Origin of the sequence: Lentzea sp. HUAS12 (genome assembly GCF_024125735.1) — a bacterium.
GTDB classification, from domain to species: domain Bacteria; phylum Actinomycetota; class Actinomycetes; order Mycobacteriales; family Pseudonocardiaceae; genus Lentzea; species Lentzea albida.
The window spans coordinates 7,903,506-7,927,473 of sequence record NZ_CP099738.1 but is presented as its reverse complement, the minus strand read 5'-3'; the positions used below and the strand labels follow the sequence as shown (position 1 = coordinate 7,927,473).

The window sequence follows — 23,968 nt, the reverse complement described above, 5'->3', positions numbered from 1 at the left end:
GTGACCCGAAGTGGTGATCCAGCTGATTCAGCCGTTCAGGACGGCGCGCGACATCACGACGCGCTGCACCTGGTTCGTGCCCTCGTAGATCTGCGTGATCTTCGCGTCCCGCATCATCCGCTCAACGGGGAAGTCCCGCGTGTACCCGGCCCCACCGAACAGCTGCACCGCGTCGGTAGTGACCTCCATCGCCACGTCAGACGCAAAACACTTGGCAGCAGCGGTGATGAACCCGATGTTCGGCTCCCCGCGCTCGGCCTTAGCAGCAGCGACATAAACCATGTGCCGAGCAGCCTCGATCTTCATGGCCATGTCGGCGAGCATGAACTGCACACCCTGGAAGTCCGAAATGGACTTCCCGAACTGCTTGCGGTCCTTGACGTACGCGACCGCGGCCTCGAGAGCACCCTGCGCGATACCGACGGCCTGGGCACCGATCGTCGGACGCGTGTGGTCCAAAGTCCGCAACGCCGTCTTCAAACCAGTACCCGGCTCGCCGATGATCCGATCAGCGGGAATCGTGCAGTTCTCGAAGTAGATCTCGCGGGTCGGCGAGCCCTTGATGCCGAGCTTGCGCTCCTTCGGGCCCACGGAGAAGCCCGGGTCGTCCTTGTGCACGACGAACGCCGAGATGCCCTGGGACTTCTTGGGCGCCTGCGGGTCCGTCACGGCCATGACGGTGTACCAGGTGGACTCGCCGGCGTTCGTGATCCAGCACTTGGTGCCGTTCAGGACCCAGTGGTCTCCATCCAGCAGGGCCCGCGTGCGCATCGAGGCCGTGTCGGAGCCGGCCTCGCGCTCGGACAGCGCGTAGGAGGCCATGGCCTCGCCCGAGGCGATGGACGGCATGACGAGCTGCTTCAGCTCGTCGGAGGCCGACAGGAGGATCGGCATCGTGCCGAGCTTGTTCACGGCCGGGATCAAGGACGAGGACGCGCAGACGCGGGCCACCTCCTCGATGACGATGCAGGTGGCGACGGAGTCCGCGCCCTGGCCGTCGTAGGACTCGGGCACGTGGACTGCCGCGAAGCCCGCCTTGACCAGGGCGTTGTGTGCCTCTACCGGGAAGCGCTCGTTCTCGTCGACCTCGGCCGCGTACGGCTTGATCTCCTTCTCGGCGAGCGAGCGGACGGCCTCTCGCAGCGCCTCGTGCTCCTCGGCGAGCTGATAGGTGCCGAAGCTCGGGTTCACCTTGTTACCTCCCAGTAGCGAGTCCTCGGCACGATGTTAGCGCCCGTTCACGTCGCGCGCTCCTGTGCTGTTGAGCACTCAGAGGGACTTCTGCAGCGCCGCGTCCTTGTCTAGTACGAGCTGCTCGAGTTCTGCCTGGAAGCGGGCGATGCGGTCCTGCAGGGCCGGGTCGGACGCGGCCAGGATGCGGACCGCCATCAGGCCGGCGTTGCGGGCACCGCCGATGGCCATGGTCGCGACCGGGATTCCCGCGGGCATCTGCACGATCGAGAGCAGCGAGTCCATGCCGTCGAGGTACTTCAGCGGCACGGGGACGCCGATCACCGGGAGCACCGTGGCGGAGGCGACCATGCCGGGCAGGTGGGCGGCGCCGCCGGCTCCGGCGATGATCGCGCGCAGGCCCCGGGAGGCGGCGGTGTTCGCGTAGTCGATCATGCGCTGCACGGTGCGGTGGGCGGAGACGACGCTCACCTCGAACGGAACGTCGAACTCGGCGAGGGCTTCGGTGGCCGCCTTCATCACCGGCCAGTCCGAGTCACTGCCCATGATCACGCCAACCTGGGTCACTCCGCGCTCCGCTCTTCGCCGTGGATGTCGTAACCGTCTGACCAGACGCCCGTGGAGAGCCAGTCCGCGGCGAGCCGTGCGCGCGAGCGGACCTCGGTCATGTCGTTGCCGAGGAACGTCACGTGGCCGATCTTGCGGCCCGGCCGTTCCTCCTTGCCGTACAGGTGCACGTGCGCGTCCGGGAACCGGGCGAACAGGTGGTGCACGCGCTCGTCGGGGCCCATCGCGGGCGTGTCGGTCGCACCGAGGACGTTGCCCATCACGACGGCGGGCGCCATCAGGTCCGTGCGGCCCAACGGGTAGTCGAGGACGGCACGCAGGTGCTGTTCGAACTGCGACGTGCGCGCGCCCTCGATCGACCAGTGACCGGAGTTGTGGGGGCGCATCGCCAGCTCGTTGACGACCACGCCGTCCGCGGTCTCGAAGAGCTCGACGGCCAGCACGCCCACGACGCCCAGCGCGTCGGCGACCTTCAGCGCCAGCTCCTGGGCCTCGGCGCCGTCCAGGCCCGGTGCGGGGGCGAGCACCTCGACGCAGATGCCGTCGGACTGCACGGTCTCGACGACCGGCCACGCCGCGCCCTGCCCGAACGGCGAGCGCGCCACGACGGCGGCCAGCTCGCGGCGCATCGGCACGCACTGCTCGACCATCAGCGGCGTGCCCGACTCCAGCAGCTCCGGGACGACCCGCTCGGCGCTCTGCGGGGTGTTCAGCATCCACACACCGCGGCCGTCGTAACCGCCGCGGATCGCCTTCAGCACGCACGGCCAGCCGTGCTCGGCGCCGAACTTCAGCACGTCGCGGACGTCGTGGACCTCGGTGAACGGCGGCACCGGCAGCCCCAGCTCGGCCAGCCGCACGCGCATCTTCAGCTTGTCCTGCGCGAACTGCAGCGCGTCCGGGCCGGGGTGCACCTTCACGCCTTCGGTGACCAGCGCGCGCAGGTGCTCCTGGGGCACGTGCTCGTGGTCGAACGTGACCACCTCGCAGCCCTTCGCGAACGAGCGCAGCGCGTCGATGTCGGTGTGGGTGCCGAGCACCACGTCCCGCGCGACGAGCGCGGCCGGGTCGTTCTCGGAGACTGCGAGCACGCGCAGCGACTGTCCCAGCGGGATCGCGGCCTGGTGCGTCATGCGGGCGAGCTGCCCGCCGCCGATCATTCCGACGACGGGGAGACGGGTACGAGAGTCCACGGTTCAGGCATCCTACCTGCGGCTTCGGGCACCGTCGCGAGCAGAGCCAGCCTCTGCGCGGTGACGCTGCCCTCGGGTGCGACGTGGATCACCAGCCGCTGGTCGTGCTCGGGTGCGCCGAGCACCTCGCAGTCGAACTCCAGCAGCCCGAGAACCGGGTGCCGCAGCCGTTTGCGGGCCGAACGGCGCACCGCCACCTCGTGCTCGGCCCACAGCCGCGCGAACAACGGGCTCGCCATCAGCTCCTCGACCAACGGCCCCGCGGCGGACCTGCGGGCCAGGGTCGCGCGCAGGTCGGCGACGTGCGAACGGGCGGCCTCCTCGCGGTCCTCCTCCGGCACCCAGCTCCCGTCACCGAGGAAGTACCGCCTGAGCAGGTTGCGGCCGACGAGGTCACCGAACACCAGCTCGGCGCGCGGGGTCGCGGCGAGCACGTCGCCGAGGTCGGAGATCACCACGGCGAGGTCGTCGCGCAACCGGTCGAGCAGCAACCGGACGCCCGGCCGGACCGCGGTGGAGGCGGGCTCCTCCGGCACGGCCTCGCCTGCCAGCCGGAACAGGTGCGCGCGCTCGTCGTCGTCGAGTTCCAACGCGTGCGCGATGCCGTTCAGGACCGACACGGACGGATGCGGCCCACGGGCCTGTTCGAGGCGCGAGTAGTAGTCGACGGACATGCCCGCGGCGGCCGCGATCTCCTCACGACGACGTCCTGGCGTCCGGCGCCGGCCATCGCCCAGCGGTGCCATCCGTTCACGACGGCTGCGCAAGAAGTCCGCCATCTCTCGCATGCCACCACGGTAACCACGTATCAACTGTCCCTGGCTGTCCCAGAGGCGCGGACAGACGCTGGAAAGCATGAAGATCGCGATGACGGGGTCGACCGGACGGGTCGGCAGCAGGCTTCTCCCGAGGCTGCGGGAGCAGGGTCACGACGTGCGCGTGCTGGCCGGGCGGCTCGAAGACGCCCGGGCCGTCGAGGAACTGGTCGACGGCGTGGACGCCGTGGTCCACGTGGCGGCCGCGCTGCGCACCAGCACCGACTTCGAAGGGGTGAACGTCCACCGAACGCGGGCGCTCGCCGAGGCCGCCGCGAAGGTGCCGCTGTTCGTCCACATGAGCACCAACCTCGTGTACCCCAAAGGATTGGGCAGGCCCGCCGTCGAGACCGATCCCACCGGGCCAGACTCGGCAGACGGGGACTACCCGCGCACCAAGGCCCTGGGAGAGCAGGCCGTCCTCGGCACGAGGCCGGCCGCGGTCCTGCGGCTCGGGTTCGTCTACGGCGAGGGCGATCCGCACCTGGAGGAGTCGCTGCGCTGGGCCTCGGCCTGGCCCGGCCACCGGCGGTTGCACCTGGTGCACCACGTGGACGTGGCCCAGGGGGTGCTGGAGGTGCTGGAAGCCGGGGCGGACGGGATCTTCAACATCGCCGACGACAGCCCGGCCACGGCGGTGGAACTGCTCCTGCTGAACGGCCTACCCCCGGGTGAGGCCGTTCAGCGGGAGTTCGACCCGTGGCACGGGATCGTGTCCACGGAGCGGGTGCAGCGCGAGCTCGGGTTCCGGCCGCGCTATCCGTCCGCCTTGTCGGCGGCGGTGTCCGGGGCCTTGTGAGCGGTGTCGGGCGCTTCCGGCTCGGGTTCGGGTTCCGGCTCGGGCTGAGGGTCAAGCTCGGGTTCGGGTTCGGGTTCGGGCTCGGCGACGAGCGCGGGGTCGGGTTCGAGGACGCGCTCGGGGTCGAGCCCGGGCTCAGGCTCGGCGTCAGGCTCGGTCTCGGGTCCCAGTTCCGCCTCGTGCTCGGCGACGAGCACGGCCACGGCCCCGGCGGCAGGCTCGGCAGCGGAGCCGGTCACCGCCCCTGCCGCCACGCCGGACACCGGAGCCCCCGGAACACCGATGCGCCGATGCGACCGCGAAGGCCTCCACGCGCCACCGTTGCGCAGCAGCCGGAACGCCACCCACAGCACCACGGCCGCGAGCAGCAGGCACAGGACGAACTCGATGATCCGGAACGCCGTGAGCCGCTCGATCGGCTGGTAGTCGACGTAGGTGCCGATGGCGGCGTTCGCGCGGCGCATGCAGCTGCTCTCGTTGATCGCGCTCACGCAGTCGGCCCGCGAGGGCACCGGTTCGAGGTCCTGACCGACGAAGCCGCCGGGGAGTTCGAGGCTGCGTTCCGGCACGACCGGGGTGTTCTCCCAGCGGGCGATCACGCGCTCCGGCGGGAAGTAGTAGTCGCGCACCGACATGGCCAGGAGGACGCGCACGAGCGTGAAGAACACCAACGTCCCCGCGATCGCCGTGACGACGTGCCGGGTCAGCAGGCCGACCAGCACGCCCACGGCGAGGCCCAGGACCGCGTAGCCGGCCTGCACGAGCGGGTCGGCCTCGAAGCTCGACCACGAGCTCGACGAGCCCACGTACCCGTCACCCGCGCCGACCACGGCACCCAGCAGGGCGGCCAGGACGCCGAGGACGAGCACCTTGCCGCGCAGCCACTCCACAGGCGTGACGTCCTGGCCCCAGGCCACGAAGCAGGTGCGGTCCTCGAGCTCCCTGGCGAGCAGCGGGGCACCCCAGAACATGCCGATCAGCGCGCCGAACCCGAGCTGCACGATGAGCCCGTAGAACCCGGTGATCGGCATCGAGTTCCTGACGAACCCCTGTTCCACCTCCGCGGTGACGAGGGCGAACGCCGCGGCCAGTGCGATGGCGGCGACGCCGAGAACGGACCAGCGGTGCTGGCGCCAGGTCAGCCAGATGGCCGTCTCCAGGTTCACGCCGCACGCTCCAGGTGGGCCACGACCAGCTCTTCGAGCGTCACGTACCGGGCGGTCCACGGTTCGTCGACGCGGACGCCGCCGGAACGCACGAGGTACGACGACTGCGACCGGCCGTGCTTCGCCAGCACCACGGGTCCCTCCACGGGTGATCTCGAGGCGTGCGGGCCTGTGTAGAGGACGTGCTGCTCCAGCAGCTCGTCCGTGTCGCCGTCGACGAGCAGCCGCCCGTTCGACAGCAGCAGCAACCGGTCCGCGACTCCGCCGATCTCCGCCACGACGTGCGTGGAGAACACCAGCGTCATGCCGTTGTCGTTCACCTCGGTCAGCAGCTCGCGCATGACTTTCTGCCGTGCCAACGGGTCCAGCTCGGCGAGAGGCTCGTCGAGCAGCAGCACGTCGGGCCGCGATCCCAGCGCCAGCGCCAGCGTCACGTGCGTGCGCTGGCCTCCGGACAGGTCCTCGACCTGGAGCCTGCGCGGGACCTTGAACCGGGTGAGCCACTCGTCGGCGCGGCGCTCGTCCCAGACCTCGTTCATGCGGCGGCCGAACTGCAGCACGTCCGCGACCTTGAACGACCTGTACATCGGCTTGTGCTGCGGCACGTACGCCACGCGGCCCGCGATCGACGCGTGCCCCCACGACGGCGGCAGGTGCCCGGCCAGCACGTTGAGCAGCGTCGACTTGCCGGAGCCGTTGGCCCCGACCATCGCCGTGACGCTGCCGGGCGGCAGTTCGAAGGACACGTTCCGCACCGCCCACTTCGACACATCGGCCGCAACGACGCTCATTGCGCTCCCCCACTCAGCACTTCGCGCACCAGCGCGTAGATGTCCTCGTCCTCCAACCCGGCGGAGCGTGCCTCCGCGACCCACTTGGCGAGTCCCTCGCGCAACGGGTCCAGGTCCTCGGGGGCGGCGGACCCCAAGGAGGCCTTGACGAAGGTGCCGGAGCCCTGGCGGGCTTCGACGAGGCCGGCGAGCTCCAGCTCGCGGTAGGCCTTCAGCACGGTGTTCGCGTTCACGCCGCTCGTGGCGACGACGTCGCGCACCGTCGGCAGCCGATCGCCCGGCTGCAACCAGCCGAGCCTCAGGGCCTCCCTGACCTGCTGTCCTATCTGCAGGTACGGGGGATAGCCGCTGCCGCGGTCAACGTGGAACTCGACCACGCACGCTCCCCAGATTGTTCTAGTTAACTAGGACAATAGAACACTTCCGGGAGTGTTGTGAAGCGACCCCGGTGGGGACACGGGGAGACCGCCGGGCGCGGGACAGGGGGTTCAGCGCCCGAGCGAGGTGAGGAGCGCACGCGCCTCCGCGTGCGTGTCCGGCAGCTGCTCGACCCAGACCTTGGCGGGGCCGACCGGCCGGACGTGGGGGTCGTCGGCGAGCCGGTCGGCCGCCAGAACTCTCAGGTTCGAGACTCTTCGCGCCAGCAGCTCGTCCCGGCGCACCAGCACCGCGGCCACGCACGGTCCGAGCGACGCCAGCGTCTCGCCGCCGTCGAACACGGCGCGCAAAGCGTCGGAGGCCAGCGTCATCGCCACGACGCGGGACCAGCCCGAGGCGCGGTGCACGTCGATCCGCAGCATCACCAGCGCGTAGTCGAGGGACGCGACCGGGGTCTCCCGGTACACCTCACCCAGTCGTGTGCGCAGGTAGGCGGCGGTCGCCAGGCCCGTCAGCGGGTCCTCGGCCGCGCACTCGCCCGCCTGCTTCGTCACGACGTCCGCCCAGCCCAGGGCCGTCATGCGCAGCATCCGGGACGGGAGCGCGTCGACGTCCGGAGAGACGACGTGCGACGACTCGGTCAGCACGGCGTGCAGCGCGGCGAGGTCCAGCAGCGTCTCGCTCAGGCCCGCCCCGGCCTCGGCGCGGGCGCGGCCCAGCCGGACCAGCGCGTCGCCGGGGTCGGCGTCCTCGAGCATCGCCGCGCACACCTCGTCGACCTCGGCGAGGGGCCAGTCTGCGGGGAACGCCCAGCCTGCGGCCATGGTGGCGGTCCGCCACCTCGACTTCAGGAGGCGTTCCGCTTGTGCGACACCCACCCGGTCTCCCTCCAGTTCGCCCGATTCCAGGTGGGAGACGCACCCGTCGCCGATTCGTGACGCAACCCGCGCGGGGGATTGAGATGACTGCCCAACGCGCCGTAAGTCACACTGAGTGCCGCGGAGGAGGGAAACGAAGATCGTGGCTATCGTTCCTGCAGACGTCCAGGGACCCAGCGACGCGGAACTCATCGAGTCCGTACGTGGTGGGACCATCGACGCCTACGGCAAGTTGTACGAACGCCACGTCTCGGCGGCCTACAACCTCGCGCGCCAGCTGGCCCGCTCCCAGGCCGAGGCCGACGACCTCGTGTCCGAGGCGTTCGCCAAGGTGCTCGACACGCTGCGTGCGGGCCGCGGCCCCGACTCGGCGTTCCGCGCCTACCTGCTGACGGCGCTGCGCCACACCGCGTACGACAAGACCCGCCGCGACAAGAAGGTCGACCTCACCGAGGACATGACCGACGTCGCGCCGCCCGTCGCGTTCAGCGACACGGCCGTGGCCGGGCTGGAGAAGTCCATGGCCGCCCGCGCGTTCGCCGCGCTGCCCGAGCGCTGGCAGATGGTGCTCTGGCACACCGAGATCGAGGGCCAGTCGCCCGCCGAGGTCGCCCCGCTGCTCGGGCTGACGGCCAACGGCGTGTCCGCGCTCGCCTACCGCGCCCGCGAGGGCCTCAAGCAGCAGTACCTGCAGATGCACCTGGCCGACACGGAGGCGGAGCGCTGCAAGGCGACCGTCGACCGGCTCGGCGCCTGGACCCGCGCGGGCCTGTCGAAGCGCGAGGCGACCCAGGTCGAGACGCACCTCGACGAGTGCGGCCGGTGCCGGGCGCTGGCCGCCGAGCTCGCGGACGTCAACGGCTCGCTGCGGATCTTCGTCGCGCCCCTGGTGCTGGGCATCGGTGCCGCGACGTACCTGGTGACGGCCGGCACGACCACGGCCGTCGTCGGTGCCGGAGCCGCCGCGGGTGGCGCGGGCGCCGTCGGTGCCGCGATCCCCCGCCAGCTCGTCACGGTCGGTGGTTCCGCCGCCGCGGTGGCCGCGGCCGTCGTGGTCGCGCTGGCCGCGGCCGGTGGTGAGCAGCAGGCGCCGGTGGTCGAGGCCGTCCAGGCGCCGCCCGCTCAGACGCAGGTCCAGCCGCCGCGTCCGGTGCCACCCGCGCCCGTTCCGCCCGCGCCGACCCCGGAACCGCCGGCGGCCACGACGGAACCGCCGCCCTCACCGGTGCCCGCGCCTCCGCCCGCCCCCGAACCGCCCGCGCCCGAGCCCCCCGCCCCGGAACCGCCCGCCCCCACGCCTCCGTCGCTCACGCCGACCACCCCGAGCGGGTACACGCTGACGCCCGGCGAGGAGCCCAAGGACTTCCCGATCACGATCCTGAACAGCGGCGGCACGGCCGCACCGCCCGCGAGCATGGTGCTGAACCTGCCGCCCGGCGTGGTGTCGACCGGCGGACCCGCCTCGTTCACGGGCGCACGCCTGCTGCAACCGGACGGCGGTTCGACCGAGCAGACCGTGAACTGCCCCGCCGGCACCGGCACGATCACGTGCGTGACGCCGCAGGGCATCGCGCCCGGTGGTCAGGCGACGTTCCACTTCCTGCTGCGCGCGACCGACACCGCGGTACCCGGCACGATCACCGGCGTCATCAGCGCGGGAGCGGCCATCTCGGTCAACGTCAGCGTCGCGGTCAACGTGCCGCCCGTGTACGACGACCTCGAACTGCTCGTGCAGACGTGGCAGGACGAGATCTTCTGGGACCCGCGCGCCGACGTCGAGGTGCGCAACACCGGCCCGCGCGCCGGCACGCTGAAGCTCGACATCTCGACGTCGGAGAACCTCGTCCTCTACACGCCGTACCGCGAGTGCTCCCCGGCCGGCAGGACGCTGCACTGCGTCACCGACCTGGAGAAGGCGGGCCGGTACCGGATGTCGGTCTGGGCGTTCGGGCACCGCGGCGGCACCATCACCGTCACGGCCTCGCTGGGCAACGCGACGAAGTCCGTGACCGTGCCGGTCAAGGGCTGGCCGGTGCCGCCGGTCGAGGAACCGCCGAACCCGCCGACGACCACGACGGTGCCGCCGACCACGACCACGCAGCCCACCAAACCGACCGAGCCGACGAAACCGACCACGCCGACCGCGACGGTGCCGACCGAACCGACGAAACCGACGCCGCCCACGGAGCCGACGGTGACCGTGCCGTCGAACACGGTGCCGACCGTCCCGTCCGTGCCGACGCCGCCGGTCCCGTCCGAGACGCTGCCGCCGTCGACCACACCGCCCACGCGCTCGGAGCCGTGCGAACCTCCGCACGGCCTGATCCCGGGGCTGATCGGCGGCATCATCGGCTGGCAGCCCTGCGAACCGCCGCGGAGTTGATCAGAAGTTGATCTTTGACCGTCACTGAACGTGCAGGTCATGTGCCTTTGTGTGGCGGAACGTAACACCCGGAGACGGGCACCGTCATCTAGATCCGTAAGCTGACGCGGTGCTGCCAGTCGTTCGCCGCGCCATGAGCCGGCTGCCGGAACCACTCCAGTTCTTGCTGCACAAGCACCGCGAGTTGATCCGGTTCGCCCTGGTGGGCGGCACGACGTTCCTCATCGACAACGGTGTCTGGTACGCGCTGAAGCTCACCGTGCTGACCGACAAGGTCGTCACGGCGAAGGTCATCGGCGTGCTGGTGGCGATCATCGCCTCGTACGTGCTGTCCCGCGAGTGGTCGTTCCACACCCGCGGCGGCCGCGAGCGCCACCACGAGGCCGCGCTGTTCTTCCTCGTCAGCGGCCTGGGCGTGGCGATCAACATCCTGCCGCTGTGGCTGTCGCGGCACCTGTTCGGCCTGCAGGCCCCGTTCGTGTCGGTGCTCACCGAGGAGGTCGCGGACTTCGTCTCGGGCTCGATCATCGGCATGCTGCTCGCCACCGGCTTCAAGTTCTGGGCGATGCGCCGCTGGGTCTTCCCGGACGCCGACGCGCGGCCGGACCGCCGCGTTCACCCGATCTCCGTAGACTCGCCTCGTGTCCCTAGGCGAAACAGTGATCTCGCGGTTTCCGGAGCCGATCCGGTCGATCGCGCTGAAGCATCGTGAACTAGTCAAGTTCGCCCTGGTCGGGGGCACCTGCTTCGTGATCGACACGGTCCTGTTCTTCGGGATCAAGACCGTGGTCCTGCCGAACAACCCGGTGACGGCGAAGATCATCGCGACCCTCGTCGCCACGATCGTGTCGTACATCCTCAACCGGGAGTGGTCGTTCCGCACCCGCGGCGGCCGCGAGCGCCACCACGAGGCACTGCTGTTCTTCCTGGTCAACGGTATCGGCATCGTGCTGAACTCGGCCCCGCTCTACATCGCGCGGTACGCGTTCCACCTGCAGGAGCCGCACGTGTCGCGGCTCACCGAGGAGATCTCGGACTTCCTGAGCGCGCAGATCGTCGGCACGCTCGTCGCGATGGCCTTCCGCTGGTACGGCTACAAGAACTGGGTCTTCCCCGAGGAGAACGTCCGCGGCGCCAAGCGGTCGATCGAGGACGAGAAGGAACTCGGCCACTCGTAGGCCTCAACGCGGGGTGCTCGGCGCCTTCCAGGGAATGCCGACCACGTCCTGCGCCTTCGGCACCGGCAGGAACACGGCGAACGTCGCCGGCCGGGCCGTGGAGAGCTCCAGCCTGCCGCCGTCCGCGTCGACCAGGGCCCGCGCGAGCGCCAGCCCCACGCCGGTCGAACCGCCGCCGGAGACGCCGCGCTCGAAGATGTGCGCCGCGAGCTCGTCCGGCACACCCGCGCCACCGTCGCTGACCTCGACGACGACCGTGCCGTCCTCCCCGCGGGCGGAGACGACGACGGAGCCCTCGCCGTGCCGCAGCGCGTTGTCCAGCAGCACCCCGATGGCCTCACGCAGACGCGCGGGCGTGGCGCGGGCGAGCAGGCCGTCCGGGACGCGGACGCGCAACGCCCTGCCCTGGCTCTTGACCTGTTCGCGCCACTCGTCGGCGATCGCGGTCAGCGCGGGCCGCAACTCGAGCGGTTCGGCGCCGACGGCCCTGGCCGCGCGGGCGGCGGCCAGCAGTTCGTCGAGGACTGCGGCGAGGCGTTCTGCCTGGTCCAGGGCGGCACGGGCCTCGGCGGCCGTGTCGGGTTCCGGGTGCTCGGCGAGGGCTTCGAGGCGCAGCTGCAGGGCCGTGAGGCGGCTGCGGAGCTGGTGGGAGACGTCACCGACCAGTTCGCGTTCGCGCTGCACGAGCCGGGCCAGCGCCGTGGCGGAGGTGTCGAGGGCCTCGGAGACCGCGTCCAGCTCGGCGATGTTGTAGCGCTGCTCGTCGGCGCGGAAGTCGCCGGCGCCCAGCCGGGACGCGCGGGCGGCCACGTGGCCCAGCGGTTTGGCAAGCGTTTGCGCCGTCACCAGGGCGACGATCGTCCCGGTGCCGACGGAGACCGCGAGCAGGAGGAGCACCAGGCCCGCGACCTGGTACTGCTGGGTGTGCATGGGGCCGGAGGGGATCTCCAGCCGGACGCTGCCCTCCTGGGCGATCGGCAGTTCGACGGTCAGCGGGTCGTCGCCCGGCGAGGGGCCGGTGACCCTGGTGGCGCCTCCCGACACGACCGTCAGGCGGCCGTCGGTGGGGATGGCGACGCGCACCTCCTCGAGGTCGAGGGACTGCTGCTTGGCGATCTGGTCGTCGATCCTCGTGGCGATGCGCTGGGCGCTCTCGTTCAGGTCGCCGCGGGCCGTGTCCTCGACGAGCGTGAGCGCCGAGTACCCGAGCGGCAAGCCGAGCACGAACCCCGTGACGGCGACGGCGAGCAGGATCGCCCGCAGGATCCGGCGGCGCACTAGTCGGCGTTGAAGCGGAAACCGCGGCCGCGCACGGTCGCGATGCGCTTCTCGGCGGAGTTCGGGGTGCCGTCGCTGAGCTTGCGGCGCAGCCACGACATGTGCATGTCGAGCGTTTTGCTGCCCTTCAGGTCCGGGTCGTTCCAGACCTCGGACAGGATCTCGTCGCGGCTCACGACCTGCCCCGCGCGCTGGATCAGCACCTTGAGCAGCTCGAACTCCTTGTTCGCGAGCTGGATCTCGCCGCCGTCGACCGTGACGCGCCGGGCGGCCAGGTCGACGCGCACGCCGTTGACCTCGAGCGTTCCCGGTGCGCGGCGGCGCAGCAGGGCCCGGATGCGGGCCATGAGCTCGGCCAGCCGGAACGGTTTCGCGACGTAGTCGTCCGCGCCCGCGTCGAGCCCGACGACGAAGTCGACCTCGTCGGCACGCGCGGTGAGCATCAGCACGGGCACACCCCTGCCGCTCTGCCGCAGCCGCCGGCACACCTCCAGCCCGTCCATGCCCGGCAGACCGAGGTCCAGCACCAGGAGGTCGATGCCCCCGGCGAGGGCGGCCTCGTACGCACTCGGCCCGTCTCCGACGACCTGCACCGAATAGCCCTCCCGCGTCAGCGCGCGGGAGAGGGGTTCAGCGATGGCCGGATCGTCCTCGGCCAGCAACACCACGCTCACGGGCCCCAGCGTATTCGTGGAACGATCGCCGCGTGTCACGCCACGATGCTGATCTCGAACTCGCCCTCCGCCTCGCCGACGCCGCCGACGCGATCACCGCGACCCGCTTCCGCGCCCACGACCTCGCCGTGGAGCGCAAGCCGGACCGCACGCCCGTCACCGATGCCGACGTCGCGGTGGAGGACGCGATCCGTTCGGTGCTGTCCTCCGAACGCCCCGACGACGTGATCATGGGCGAGGAGCGCGGCGGCACGCTGGACGCCTCCCGCGTCTGGGTGCTCGACCCGATCGACGGCACGAAGAACTTCCTGCGCGGTGTGCCGATCTGGGCGACGCTGATCGCACTGGTCGTGGACGGCGTTCCGGTCGTGGGCGTCGTGTCGTCACCCGCGCTCGGCCGGCGTTGGTGGGCCGCTGCCGGTGGTGGCGCGTTCGCGTCCGACGCCTCCGGAGAGCGCGCCATCTCCGTGTCCGGCGTGCGTTCTCTCGAAGATGCTTACGTGTCCACGACGGACATCAAGTCGTGGGTCGAGTACCACTCTCGCGAGGCCTATCTGCGTCTTGTGGACGCGACCTGGGAGAGCCGCGCGTTCGGCGACTTCTACCAGCACTGCCTGGTGGCCGAGGGCGCGATCGACCTGGCACCCGAGTGCGTGGCGAACCCGTGGGACATCGCCCCGTTCCAGGTGCTGGTGACCGAGGCAGGTGGCCGTTTCACCTCGCTCGACGGCGAGGAGCGCTACGACGGCGGCAGTGTGCTGACGTCGAACGGCCACCTGCACGAGGAAGCCCTCAAGCTGTTGGCACGGTGAGGGTTCCGCGCGCGACCTGGGCCCAGGCGAGGCGTCCGAAGAGGTAGTGGCAGGCCACGCTCTCGTCGTCGAACCGCGCCCAGTCGTAGCGGTTGCCCTGCTCCTGCCAGAACACCTCGTAGCCGGTCTCGTCGGCGAGGAGGCACCAGCGGCCCTCCGTCTCCTCGCCGAGGCTGACGACGTCGTCCGGCACGCCGATCCTGGTCAGCCACTCGGGCAGCTGTTCGACGTTCATGCCGTGATCTCCGTGAGGTAGCCGAGCGCGACGAGGTCCGCGACGGGGTAGGTGGTGCGGTAGCGGCTCGCCCCGCCGGGCTGGCCGAACCAGGGCGCGCTGATCGTGCGGTGGACGGGCAGGTCCTTCTCGACCCGGTACCGCCGGTAGCCCTCGGCCGCGGCCTGGGGCGGCAGCGAGCGCTGGGCGAACGGCGTGCCCGCCACGTTCAGGACACGGCCTTCCGGGGTGCCGAACCGGTCGAGCTCGGCGCCCGCCTCCAGCACCTCGGGCAGGCTGTCCTCGTAGCCGCCCTCGCGTTCGAGCGGCCAGCGCGGGGTGCCGTCCTCGTGCAGGAACAGGCCCTCCCAGTCGCGTTCGTGCATGCCCGCGAGCGGGTCGTGGCCCTCCAGCAGCTCCTGCACGACCGGGTGGTCCTCGCCGAGCCCCTCGGAGTGCGTCGACGGCTTCGGGGCGGACAGGTCGAGCGCCTGCGGGTGGTCGCCGGGGGCGAACCTCGGGACCGGCTGCTCCTCCGTCCGCGGAGGCGGCGGGAGCTGACGGGCCGGTTTCGGGGCGAGGCGCGGAGCCCGTCCCGCGCTGAGGAAGACCGCCATGAACCAGCTGCCGGCCGCCGCCGCGGTGTAGGTGTGGCCGAGGATCTCGCCGGCGAGACCCGAGGCCAGGGCCTGGGGCTCGCGGTTCTCCAGGCGGTCGCTCAGGGCGTGCGAGGCCGGTGCCGAGACGCCGAGGTCGACGCCGGGAGCGGCCGGGCTCGCGATGGTGTCGCCCACCTTGCGCTCGCCGGTGTCCTGCACCGTCGCGACGTCGCCGTCCTGCGGCACGTCGCCGTCCTTCGCCAGGTCCTTCGCGAGGTCCTTGGCCAGGGCGTCCTTCGCCGCCACCTGCGGCCCCTGCGCCTGGGAGGCGGCCTGCGTGCCGCCGTGGGTCTGGCCCTGCGCCTGCCCCGGCTGGGTCGTGGTGGCCTGACCGCCGAACTGGGTGGGCTGGTTGCCCGCGAACTGGGCCGGCACGCCGCCGGGGGCACCGGTCTTGCCTGCCGCCTGGGGACCGGACTTGGCGTCACCCGACTTGAGCTCGCCGGCCTTCGCCTCACCGGCCTTGGCCTCGGCGGCCTTCGCGGCCTGCTGGGCCTGCTGCGCCTGGGCGGGTTGTCCCTGCTGCGCCGCTGCGGCCGGCTGGCCCGCGACCGCGCCGACCTGGGAGGCGGCCGCCGGAACACCACTGACCGCACCACCCACGGCACCACCGACTGCACCCACGGCACCACCGATCGGACCGGCGGCCGGAGCACCACCCACCGCGGGGCCCGCGGGGGCGGCCGCGGCGGCAGCGGGTGCCGCGGCCTGGGGCGCGGCAGGAGCCGGACCGTGCGCCTCAGCGCCGCGGACCAGCGTCGGGTCGAGCACGGCGGCGGAAGCCTGGGTCGTGCCCTCGGCGATCGGGCCGAGGCTGCCGTGGACGCTCGGGATCGCGTCGGCCACCGGCTGCGCGACGGGCGCGGTGACGTGGCCGACCGCGTTGCCCACGTCGGCGACGAGTCCGGGGACGACACCGCCCTTGCCCTCGCCGCGGCCCTGCCCCTGTCCCGGGCCGTCGCCCGGTCCCTGGCCAGGTCCGTCGAGGACCGGGCCGAGGGCCTCGTGGGCACCGGGCACCGCGTGGACGACCGGCTGCACCGCGGCCGCGACCGGCGCGGTGACGGGTGCGGCGGCGTCGAGAACGGGAGCGGCGGCCTCCGTCACCGCACCGACGACGGGTGCGAGAGGTGCCGTGACAGCACCGACGACGGGCGCGACCGGAGCGGTCACGGCGCCGACGACGGGTGCGACGGCCTCGGTCACCGGGGCGACCACGGCGGCGACGGGCTCGACGACAGGCGCGACCACGCTCGCCACCGGCGCGACGACAGCGCCCGCGACCGGCGTCACGACGTCACCGACGAGGCCGAGCAGGCCACCGCTGGTGCCACCGGGCCCGTGGGCGCCGGGGGCGGTGTTGACGGGCTGCGAGCCGTGGGTCATGTCGATGCCGCTGTCGAGCCGGATGGCGGACGTCAGCGTGTTCTGGAGGTTCGCGACGTTGGCCGCGGCCCCCTTGGTCAGCGTGTCGAGACCGAGCAGCGCGGCGGGGTTGCCGGCGTTGGCCGAGACCGTCGCGGCGTCGTTGTTCTTGGCGAGCACCACGAGCTCGCGGACGATCTCGACCTTCGCGGCACCGACCTGCTTGGCGGCGTGGTCGAGCCGGTCCGCGGCGGCGTGGCACCCGCGGGCGGCGCGCTGGAAGTCGCCGTCGGGGCCCACGACCTTGGCCCAACGCCCGCGAGCGGCGTCACCCGTCGCCCCGGTGACCCCGCCCAGTGCACGTCCGGCGGCACCGTCGGACGACGTCCCGAGACCCTTGATCTTGTCGCCCGCCTCGCGCCAGGCGACGGCGCTGGAACGCATGGCGTCCTCGTCGGCCTTGGGCCACGTGACGCCGGCCTTGGCCGCGACGTCGGCGAGTTCGGCGGGAAGCTCGATGCCCATGTCAGCCGTCCAACCTTCTCATCGCGGAAGCGTTGCTCTGCTCGACGTGGCGATAGGTCGCCGCCGTGGAGGCGAGCTTGTCGCCGACGTCGCCCAGCGTCGTCGCGAGCCCGGCCAAAGCCCCGCTCGCGTCACCGGCGGGCTTCTCGTGCGAGGAGGCGAAGCTCCGCCCGACCGCGTCGTCCCCCCAGCAGGCCCCGAACCCGGCGAGCGCCCGCTCCAGCGCCCCGGCGATCTCGGTGGCCTGCCCGGCGAATCCCTTGAGCTCACGCGCCCCGGCTTCCAACCGCTCGAGGTCGGCCGAGTACCCGGTCATCGGACCCTCCTGTTGATGAGCTCGGAGTCGAGCCAGCTCTCCCGCTGCTCGTTGTCCTCGTCGTCGTCCACACGCCGGCGGACGGGCTGGTACCCGAGATCCAGGGTCTCGGTGTCGTCGGCCGCGTACTCGTCGGGCCGCAGGTCCGCGGTACCGGCCACCACCGCCGCAGGATCAGTCGAAGCGGGCAGCACAGCACTCAGCGCCTGATAGGTCTCCTCGGCCGCACCGGCGGCAGCCGCCGCAACGGTGCGCACGATCAGCTCGGCCAGCTGCTCGGGCCGATGCCGCCGATAGGCCAGCTCGGAGAGCTCGAGGTGAGTCAACCTCCCACCCGACGCGACGGTCGCGGTGACCATCCCGTCGGGGCTGGAGGCCTGCCCGGACACAGCGGCCAGCTCGCGCTGCACCGACACCAACTGCTCGCGGCTGCGCCGGTAGTCGGCGAGCAGCTCCTCGACCTGCGCACGGTGGTCGTCCACCGAGTCCCCCTCACACGCATAGCCCTGGGCTCAGGCTCTGAGACGCCGTTGCCCATAGATCGGTTCCCAGCGGATTCAGTTACTAGGATCAACGAGATGATCGCCTTCGAGGATCTGCCCGCAGGCCGCATCATCCCGCTCGGCGAGCTCACCGTCGACCGGGAGGACATGCTGGACTTCGCGAGGAAGTTCGACCCGCAACCGTTCCACCTCGACGACGAGGCGGGCAAGAACTCGATTTTCGGCGGTTTGTCCGCCTCCGGCTGGTACACGGCCTCCCTCTGGATGCGCCGCTGGGTCGACGAGGTCCTCTCCGACTCCACCTCCCAGGGCTCACCGGGAGGCCGCGAACTCTCGTGGCTGGCCCCGGTGTACCCCGGCGACACGCTGACGTTCGCGGCGGAGGTGCTGAGCGCGCGGCTGTCGAAGAAGCGGCCGGAGCTGGGGCTGGTGGAGTTCGAGGGGACGGCTCGGCGGGGCGACGAGCTGGTGTACCGGTTCGTGGCGACGGGGATGTTCACGGTGCGGGGCTGACGACGGCGGGCCGCCCCTGGCACAAGGCACCGGCGGTGGAGTGCCACCGCCGGCGCAAGCGTCGTGAACGACAGGTCGTCGCGAGCAAGGTGACCGAGAGGTAGCGCCCGCAGGAAGCCGCGTACCTACTTGGTCAACGCCCGAACCACCCGGGAAGGACTGGGCCGCCCCAGCTGCTCGGCCATCCAAGCCGAAGTCTCGACCAGCCGATCCAGATCGACCCCGGTCTCGATCCCCAGCCCGTCCAGCATCCACACCAGGTCCTCGGTGGCGAGGTTCCCGGTGGCCGACTCGGCGTAAGGACACCCACCCAGCCCACCGGCAGAAGAGTCCACAGTGGTCACCCCACACCTCAAGGCGGCCAACGTGTTCGACAACGCCTGCCCATAGGTGTCGTGGAAGTGCACAGCAAGCCGGGAAACATCCCCGAACCCGCCCAACAAGGCCTCGACCTGTCCAGGCGTGGCCACCCCGATGGTGTCCCCCAGCGAAAGCTGCGAACACCCCATCTCCAGCAACCGCTCCCCGACCCGGACAACTTGGGCCGGAGCGACAGCCCCCTCCCAGGGGTCGCCGAAGCACATGGACACGTACCCGCGCACGTCCAGACCGGCCGCCAACGCCCGAGCGACAGTCGGCTCGAACATCTCGAACTGCGAGTCCAGGGTCCGGTTCAGGTTGCGAGAGGCGAAGGTCTCCGTGGCCGAAGCGAAGATCGCGATGTGCGTGACCCCGGCCTCCAGCGCACGGTCCAGTCCACGCTCGTTCGGCACCAGCACCGGATAAACGACCCCAGGTGCCCGCGAAAGACCGGCCAGCAACTCGGCGGCGTCGGCCAGCTGCGGCACCCACTTGGGGTGCACGAAGGACGTGGCCTCCAGAACGGACAGTCCGGCGGAAGCCAGTCGTGCCAGGAACTCGAGCTTCACCGACACCGGCACCACGACGGACTCGTTCTGCAGTCCGTCGCGGGCACCGACCTCCCAGATCGTCACCCGCGAGGGCAACGAGCCGCCGGGAACCACGTCGGGCAGACCGACCTCACGCGCGCCCATCGACCACTCCCGGGTAGAAGTCGTCGTCGGGGTTGTCGTTCACCTCTCGGTACAACATCGTGTGCACCTTCTCCACGGACGGGATGTCGTCGAACTCGAGCGGCTCGTCCGAGGCCGACTCGATGATCAGGGTGCCGCAGCCGAGCAAGCGGTCGAGGAAACTGTGCTCGAAGCGGACGCTGTTCACACGAGCCAAAGGGATGTCGAGGCCTGTGCGCTTGAACACGCCCTCGCGGTACATCACGCGGTCCGACGTGATGATGAAGTGCGTGGTGCGCCAGCGCAGCAACGGCGCGATGGTCAGCCACAGGACCAACACCGCGCCGATGACGGCCAGCACGACGTACGCGATGCCGGCCCACGACTGGTCCGCGACGAGTCCTGCCAGGTAGGTGCCGAGCGCGACGACCACCAGCAGCCAGAACACCGGGAAGATCAGCATCTTCCAGTGGGGGTGCTTGTGGATCACGACGTGCTCGCCGGAGCTCAGCAGGTCGTCGGGGTAGGCCATGGGCCAACCCTAACTACGCCGGGCGCAAATGCACCACGTCACCAGCGGACACGCCGTGGTCCTTGCCGTCGTCCCCGCGCACGGCCAGGGTGCCGTCCTGCTCGATGCGCTGCGCGACCCCGACGAGCTCCACGCCGCCCGCCAGTTCGACGCGGACGCGCCTGCCGACGGTCGACGAGTGTTCGGTGTACTCCTCCAGGACGCCCGACTCGACCGCGTCGCCGCCGTTCTTGCGCCACACGCCTTCCAGCTGTGCCAGTTCGACGAGCAGCCGGAACGCGAGTTCGCCCCGGTCCAGTTCGGCGGCGCCCAGGTCCTCGAGCGACGTCGGTGCGAGGCCACCGGGGGCGGGCTCGACGTCCGCGGGCAGCTTCGCGACGTTCAGGCCGATGCCGACGACGACCGAGCCGTCGGCGGTGATCTCGGACAGGATCCCGGCGCCCTTGCCCGCGGACGAGCCCAGCAGCAGGTCGTTCGGCCACTTCAGCGACGCCTCGACACCAACCGATTGGGCGACGCGCACCAGCGCCAGGCCGGCGATCAGGTTCAGCCACGGCAACCGGTCCGCGGACACCCCGGCGGGCCGGAACAGCACGCTCACGTACAGGCCACCCTCGGGCGACGACCAGGAGCGGCCACGACGGCCCTGCCCGGCGGTCTGCTCCAGGGCGATCAGCACGGTGCGGTCGACGGCGCTGGTGGCGGCGAGGTCGGCGTTCGTGGACGCAGTGGTCGCCACGACGTCGAGAGCGGCGTACGGGCCGTTGGGTGCGACAAGCCGCGAGCGCAGCTCGGCGGCGTCGAGTGCGGTGGTCATCGCGCCAGGTTATGGGAACGGAAGAGAGTACGTGCGATCAACGGCGACCAACAGGTCGCCGTGACCTGGACAACTGCACGGAGCAGTTCAGCAATGGTCTCGTTAGGCTGCGAGCCCATGAGCAGTGCGACCGAGCCGATCGGGAACGTCCCCGCGGACCTCCCGGACGTCCACACCACCGCGGGCAAGCTCGTTGACCTCTACCGGCGCAACGACGAGGCGGTTCACGCCGGCTCGGCGCGCGCGGTCGAAAAGCAGCACGCGAAGGGCAAGAAGACAGCCCGCGAGCGCATCGACCTCCTGCTCGACCCCGGTTCGTTCGTCGAGCTGGACGAGCTGGCGCGGCACCGCTCCACGAACTTCGGCCAGGAGAAGAACCGCCCCTACGGCGACGGCGTGGTGACCGGGTACGGCACCGTCGACGGCCGTCCGGTGTGCGTGTTCTCCCAGGACGTCACGGTCTTCGGCGGCTCGCTCGGCGAGGTCTACGGCGAGAAGATCGTCAAGGTCATGGACCTCGCGATCAAGACCGGCCGCCCGATCATCGGCATCAACGAGGGCGGCGGCGCGCGCATCCAGGAGGGCGTCGTCTCGCTCGGCCTGTACGGCGAGATCTTCTCCCGCAACGTCAAGGCGTCCGGCGTGATCCCGCAGATCTCGCTGATCATGGGCTCGAACGCGGGCGGGCACGTCTACTCCCCCGCGCTGACCGACTTCGTGGTGATGGTCGACCAGACCTCGCACATGTTCATCACCGGCCCGGACGTCATCAAGACCGTGACCGGCGAGGACGTCACGTTCGAGGAGCTCGGCGGCGGTCGCACGCACAACACCAAGTCGGGCAACGCGCACTACCTCGGCAGCGACGAGGAGGACGCGATCGCGTACGTCAAGGAGCTCCTGAGCTACCTGCCGTCGAACAACCTGAGCGACTCGCCCGCGTTCGAGAGCACGCTGGCCGAGGGCTCGCTGGCCGACGCGATCACCGACGAGGACCGCGAGCTCGACACGCTCATCCCCGACTCCGCGAACCAGCCGTACGACATGCACGAGGTCATCAACCGCGTGCTCGACGACGGCGACTTCCTCGAGGTCCAGCCGCTGTTCGCGCCGAACATCCTCGTCGGCTTCGGCCGCGTGGACGGCCACAGCGTCGGCGTCGTCGCGAACCAGCCCACGCAGTTCGCCGGCTGCCTCGACATCGACGCCTCCGAGAAGGCCGCGCGGTTCGTGCGCACCTGCGACGCGTTCAACATCCCGGTGCTGACGTTCGTGGACGTGCCCGGCTTCCTGCCCGGAACCGACCAGGAGTGGAACGGCATCATCCGGCGCGGCGCCAAGCTGATCTACGCCTACGCCGAGGCCACCGTGCCGCTGGTCACCGTCATCACGCGCAAGGCGTACGGCGGCGCGTACGACGTCATGGGCTCCAAGCACCTGGGCGCCGACATCAACCTCGCGTGGCCCACGGCGCAGATCGCGGTCATGGGCGCGTCGGGCGCGGCGAACATCGTGCACCGCAAGACGCTGGCCGCCGCCGCTTCCCACGGCGAGGACGTGGACGCGTTGCGCGCGCAGCTGCAGCAGGAGTACGAGGACACGCTGTGCAACCCGTACGTGGCCGCCGAGCGCGGGTACGTCGACTCGGTGATCCCGCCGTCGTACACCCGTGGTTACGTGGCGCGGGCGCTGTCGATGCTGCGGGACAAGCGCGAGACGCTGCCGCCCAAGAAGCACGGGAACATCCCGCTGTGACCGCGCCCGAGGAGAAGCCCCAGCCGCTGCTGAAGGTCGTCAAGGGCACGCCCGACGACCACCAGCTCGCCGCGCTGACCGCGGTCATCGCCGGGCTGGCCTCGGCCGCCCCGGCGGAGGAGACGCCTGAGCGGCGTTCGGAGTGGGCCAACCACGCCCGGCGCGTGCGCAGGCCGGTCCAGCACGGACCGGGCGCGTGGCGCGCGTCCGGTTTCCCCGGCTAGCAGCAACGGGGATCGCGGATCTCCGACCGCCCAGGCTGCGGGCGCCCCCTGCCGGGCGTCTGGAGAGGACGGGTGCGGGTGACATCGTTCGAGGAGATCGCCGCCGGGCTGAACCGGGTGGTGAGCAAGGCAGATGAGGCGACTGCGGCCTTGACGCGGGCGATGGAGCTCGTGGACGAGGCCGTGGAGCTGCTGACCGGGGTCGCGCGGGGCTCGGGACACCTCGAGGAAGAGTTCGACCATGCTGTTGTCGCGTGGTCGGCGGCCGCCAAGGGGATGGCGGAGGTGTCCCAGGTCGTCGCCGCCGGGCGTCAAGCCGTCGAAACACACCGCAGGACCCTCCACGATGACGCCGTCCCGCCGCCACGAGCACCTCACAGCCTGTCGACGCCTCCACCAACTACCCCGACCTCAACCGCGTCAGCACCGGCGCCCGTGGAGTTGACGTGGGCCGACCGGCAGAGAGCGCAGCTCCCGACATACGTCACCAGCGGGTTCTACCGGGACCAAGACGGCAACTCCGACGTGGTTCAAAGCGGTCAGGATGCGCTGGGCGAGCATCAGGCGATCGCAGAACACCTGCGGGCGGAGGGTTTTCCACCAACCGGGCCGGGCAGGGTCACGACCGGCGAACACGTGGAGGGCAAGGTGGCATGGCGGCTTCGCGACAGCGGCGACGTGCACGTTGACCTGGTGATCAACTATCCGATGTGCGCCGGCCCTTACTCCTGCAAGAACCTCGTACCCTTCATCTTGAAACCGGGACAGTCCATGACAGTGCATGATCCACGAAGGACTCGCACGTTCCACGGTAGGAGCACAAGGTGAAGCACTCTCTCAATTTCTGGTACTTCACCGACACGAATGACGCGGACGACCCCGTCACCGTGGAGTCGGACTCTGATCTTGAACGCGTCCTCGGCGAGGTGCACGCGCACGAGCAGTTCCACCCGACGGTGGTCTGTGTGAAGGACCGTCCCACTCTCGAGGGTCCCCTGAACCTGCCCGACCACCAACTCAAGTTCGACATCGACGTCCCCCACCGCATCGCGGCGATACACACGATGGGACCACCCAGCTTCCTGCCGGCTGACGTCCGGGACCGGCAGTCGTCCGAGCAGCACAGCTCCGCCGAGGGAATGCCCGAAGACGTGATGCGGGCCTGGGTGACGAAGGGGTCGTACGCACGGGCCACCGCGGTTCGCCTCGCAGATGATCACGAGATCGACCTGTTCGTGGACTTCGACACACGTACGCGGTTCCCCGCCGATGCCGCTATCTCGTGGGGAAAGCTGCGCGAGGCGCTGAAGGAACTGGCTGAAACGGGCCTGCGCCCCACGTGTGTGGATTGGCAGGAGTCGGACATCTACTGATTCGGTGACACCGGGTCAGACCGGCCGCTTTTCCC

General features: G+C 70.9%; 27 protein-coding genes. 10 read left to right on the top strand and 17 right to left on the bottom strand.

The genetic code is table 11. The features are described from left to right. Window positions 1-27 precede the first annotated feature (27 nt). From ND450_RS37150 to ND450_RS37135, 4 genes are all read right to left on the bottom strand, one after another. Window positions 28-1,191, bottom strand: coding sequence for an acyl-CoA dehydrogenase (locus ND450_RS37150; protein WP_253322824.1), 1,164 nt, complete (start codon window positions 1,189-1,191; stop codon window positions 28-30). Window positions 1,192-1,269: 78 nt separating this feature from the next. Then, a complete protein-coding gene (gene purE / locus ND450_RS37145; protein WP_256557360.1) occupies window positions 1,270-1,758 on the bottom strand; it encodes a 5-(carboxyamino)imidazole ribonucleotide mutase in 489 nt (162 codons plus the stop codon). Further along, a complete protein-coding gene (locus tag ND450_RS37140) occupies window positions 1,755-2,951 on the bottom strand; it encodes a 5-(carboxyamino)imidazole ribonucleotide synthase (protein ID WP_253322823.1) in 1,197 nt (398 codons plus the stop codon). Before ND450_RS37140 ends, purE begins: the two co-directional genes overlap by 4 nt. Then, window positions 2,915-3,739, bottom strand: coding sequence for a helix-turn-helix transcriptional regulator (locus ND450_RS37135; RefSeq protein ID WP_253322822.1), 825 nt, complete (start codon window positions 3,737-3,739; stop codon window positions 2,915-2,917). Before ND450_RS37135 ends, ND450_RS37140 begins: the two co-directional genes overlap by 37 nt. Window positions 3,740-3,806: 67 nt before the next feature. On the opposite strand from ND450_RS37135, the gene ND450_RS37130 reads away from it, so the two are divergent. Further along, window positions 3,807-4,565 carry an NAD(P)-dependent oxidoreductase gene (locus tag ND450_RS37130; protein WP_253322821.1) on the top strand — a complete coding sequence of 253 codons (759 nt, stop codon included), beginning with the start codon at window positions 3,807-3,809 and terminating at the stop codon, window positions 4,563-4,565. Here ND450_RS37130 and ND450_RS37125 read toward each other — a convergent pair. From ND450_RS37125 to ND450_RS37110, 4 genes are all read right to left on the bottom strand, one after another. Continuing rightward, complete coding sequence (locus ND450_RS37125) at window positions 4,523-5,731, bottom strand: hypothetical protein (protein WP_253322820.1); 1,209 nt, start codon at window positions 5,729-5,731, stop codon at window positions 4,523-4,525. The genes ND450_RS37130 and ND450_RS37125 overlap by 43 nt on opposite strands. Then, window positions 5,728-6,522 carry an ATP-binding cassette domain-containing protein gene (locus tag ND450_RS37120; protein ID WP_253322819.1) on the bottom strand — a complete coding sequence of 265 codons (795 nt, stop codon included), beginning with the start codon at window positions 6,520-6,522 and terminating at the stop codon, window positions 5,728-5,730. Before ND450_RS37120 ends, ND450_RS37125 begins: the two co-directional genes overlap by 4 nt. After that, window positions 6,519-6,899 carry a GntR family transcriptional regulator gene (locus tag ND450_RS37115; protein WP_089914678.1) on the bottom strand — a complete coding sequence of 127 codons (381 nt, stop codon included), beginning with the start codon at window positions 6,897-6,899 and terminating at the stop codon, window positions 6,519-6,521. The genes ND450_RS37120 and ND450_RS37115 overlap by 4 nt, the downstream gene beginning before the upstream one ends. Window positions 6,900-7,010: 111 nt before the next feature. Then, the gene (locus ND450_RS37110) at window positions 7,011-7,778 is read right to left on the bottom strand and encodes a GGDEF domain-containing protein (RefSeq protein ID WP_245786072.1); all 768 of its coding nucleotides are present in this window, start codon (window positions 7,776-7,778) and stop codon (window positions 7,011-7,013) included. A gap of 142 nt (window positions 7,779-7,920) precedes the next feature. Between ND450_RS37110 and ND450_RS37105 the strand changes: the two genes are divergently transcribed. From ND450_RS37105 to ND450_RS37095, 3 genes are all read left to right on the top strand, one after another. After that, window positions 7,921-10,161: a sigma-70 family RNA polymerase sigma factor gene (locus ND450_RS37105; RefSeq protein WP_253322818.1), complete on the top strand. Its 2,241-nt coding sequence runs from the start codon at window positions 7,921-7,923 to the stop codon at window positions 10,159-10,161. 112 nt (window positions 10,162-10,273) lie between these two features. Continuing rightward, window positions 10,274-10,873 (top strand): GtrA family protein, encoded by a 600-nt coding sequence (locus ND450_RS37100; protein WP_371927803.1) that lies wholly within the window; start codon window positions 10,274-10,276, stop codon window positions 10,871-10,873. Next, on the top strand, window positions 10,803-11,339 hold the full coding sequence (locus tag ND450_RS37095; protein ID WP_253322817.1) for a GtrA family protein: 537 nt from the start codon (window positions 10,803-10,805) through the stop codon (window positions 11,337-11,339). Before ND450_RS37100 ends, ND450_RS37095 begins: the two co-directional genes overlap by 71 nt. A 3-nt stretch (window positions 11,340-11,342) precedes the next feature. Here the strand turns inward: ND450_RS37095 and ND450_RS37090 are convergent, their stop codons facing one another. Beyond that, entirely contained in the window at window positions 11,343-12,617 is a 1,275-nt protein-coding gene (locus tag ND450_RS37090; RefSeq protein ID WP_253322816.1) for an ATP-binding protein, read from the bottom strand. Continuing rightward, window positions 12,617-13,291: a response regulator transcription factor gene (locus tag ND450_RS37085; RefSeq protein ID WP_253322815.1), complete on the bottom strand. Its 675-nt coding sequence runs from the start codon at window positions 13,289-13,291 to the stop codon at window positions 12,617-12,619. The genes ND450_RS37090 and ND450_RS37085 overlap by 1 nt, the downstream gene beginning before the upstream one ends. Before the next feature lie 32 nt (window positions 13,292-13,323). Between ND450_RS37085 and hisN the strand changes: the two genes are divergently transcribed. Continuing rightward, entirely contained in the window at window positions 13,324-14,103 is a 780-nt protein-coding gene (gene hisN / locus ND450_RS37080) for a histidinol-phosphatase (RefSeq protein WP_253322814.1), read from the top strand. On the opposite strand, the gene ND450_RS37075 is transcribed toward hisN, so the two are convergent. Genes ND450_RS37075 through ND450_RS37060 form a run of 4 tightly spaced genes read right to left on the bottom strand, consistent with a single transcriptional unit; the run spans window position 14,084 to window position 17,664 of the window. Then, entirely contained in the window at window positions 14,084-14,338 is a 255-nt protein-coding gene (locus ND450_RS37075; protein WP_253322813.1) for a hypothetical protein, read from the bottom strand. The two genes, hisN and ND450_RS37075, sit on opposite strands and share 20 nt — an antisense overlap. After that, the gene (locus ND450_RS37070; RefSeq protein WP_253322812.1) at window positions 14,335-16,866 is read right to left on the bottom strand and encodes a TNT domain-containing protein; all 2,532 of its coding nucleotides are present in this window, start codon (window positions 16,864-16,866) and stop codon (window positions 14,335-14,337) included. The genes ND450_RS37075 and ND450_RS37070 overlap by 4 nt, the downstream gene beginning before the upstream one ends. A gap of 1 nt (window position 16,867) precedes the next feature. Beyond that, window positions 16,868-17,182 carry a WXG100 family type VII secretion target gene (locus ND450_RS37065; RefSeq protein WP_253322811.1) on the bottom strand — a complete coding sequence of 105 codons (315 nt, stop codon included), beginning with the start codon at window positions 17,180-17,182 and terminating at the stop codon, window positions 16,868-16,870. Further along, a complete protein-coding gene (locus tag ND450_RS37060; protein WP_253322810.1) occupies window positions 17,179-17,664 on the bottom strand; it encodes a YbaB/EbfC family nucleoid-associated protein in 486 nt (161 codons plus the stop codon). Before ND450_RS37060 ends, ND450_RS37065 begins: the two co-directional genes overlap by 4 nt. A 96-nt stretch (window positions 17,665-17,760) precedes the next feature. Between ND450_RS37060 and ND450_RS37055 the strand changes: the two genes are divergently transcribed. Continuing rightward, entirely contained in the window at window positions 17,761-18,198 is a 438-nt protein-coding gene (locus tag ND450_RS37055; RefSeq protein WP_253322809.1) for a MaoC family dehydratase, read from the top strand. Between the two features lie 125 nt (window positions 18,199-18,323). Here ND450_RS37055 and ND450_RS37050 read toward each other — a convergent pair whose 3' ends face one another. Genes ND450_RS37050 through ND450_RS37040 form a run of 3 tightly spaced genes read right to left on the bottom strand, consistent with a single transcriptional unit; the run spans window position 18,324 to window position 20,581 of the window. Beyond that, entirely contained in the window at window positions 18,324-19,253 is a 930-nt protein-coding gene (locus ND450_RS37050; protein ID WP_253322808.1) for a hydroxymethylglutaryl-CoA lyase, read from the bottom strand. Further along, a complete protein-coding gene (locus ND450_RS37045) occupies window positions 19,240-19,764 on the bottom strand; it encodes a PH domain-containing protein (RefSeq protein WP_253322807.1) in 525 nt (174 codons plus the stop codon). Before ND450_RS37045 ends, ND450_RS37050 begins: the two co-directional genes overlap by 14 nt. Before the next feature lie 13 nt (window positions 19,765-19,777). Then, complete coding sequence (locus tag ND450_RS37040) at window positions 19,778-20,581, bottom strand: biotin--[acetyl-CoA-carboxylase] ligase (protein WP_253322806.1); 804 nt, start codon at window positions 20,579-20,581, stop codon at window positions 19,778-19,780. 117 nt (window positions 20,582-20,698) lie between these two features. Here ND450_RS37040 and ND450_RS37035 point away from each other — a divergent pair, with 117 nt between their 5' ends. From ND450_RS37035 to ND450_RS37020, 4 genes are all read left to right on the top strand, one after another. Then, window positions 20,699-22,336: an acyl-CoA carboxylase subunit beta gene (locus ND450_RS37035; RefSeq protein ID WP_253322805.1), complete on the top strand. Its 1,638-nt coding sequence runs from the start codon at window positions 20,699-20,701 to the stop codon at window positions 22,334-22,336. Next, complete coding sequence (locus ND450_RS37030) at window positions 22,333-22,560, top strand: acyl-CoA carboxylase subunit epsilon (RefSeq protein ID WP_253322804.1); 228 nt, start codon at window positions 22,333-22,335, stop codon at window positions 22,558-22,560. Before ND450_RS37035 ends, ND450_RS37030 begins: the two co-directional genes overlap by 4 nt. A 78-nt stretch (window positions 22,561-22,638) precedes the next feature. Next, the gene (locus tag ND450_RS37025) at window positions 22,639-23,388 is read left to right on the top strand and encodes a DddA-like double-stranded DNA deaminase toxin (RefSeq protein ID WP_253322803.1); all 750 of its coding nucleotides are present in this window, start codon (window positions 22,639-22,641) and stop codon (window positions 23,386-23,388) included. Next, on the top strand, window positions 23,385-23,933 hold the full coding sequence (locus ND450_RS37020; RefSeq protein WP_253322802.1) for an Imm1 family immunity protein: 549 nt from the start codon (window positions 23,385-23,387) through the stop codon (window positions 23,931-23,933). The genes ND450_RS37025 and ND450_RS37020 overlap by 4 nt, the downstream gene beginning before the upstream one ends. Window positions 23,934-23,968: the final 35 nt, after the last annotated feature.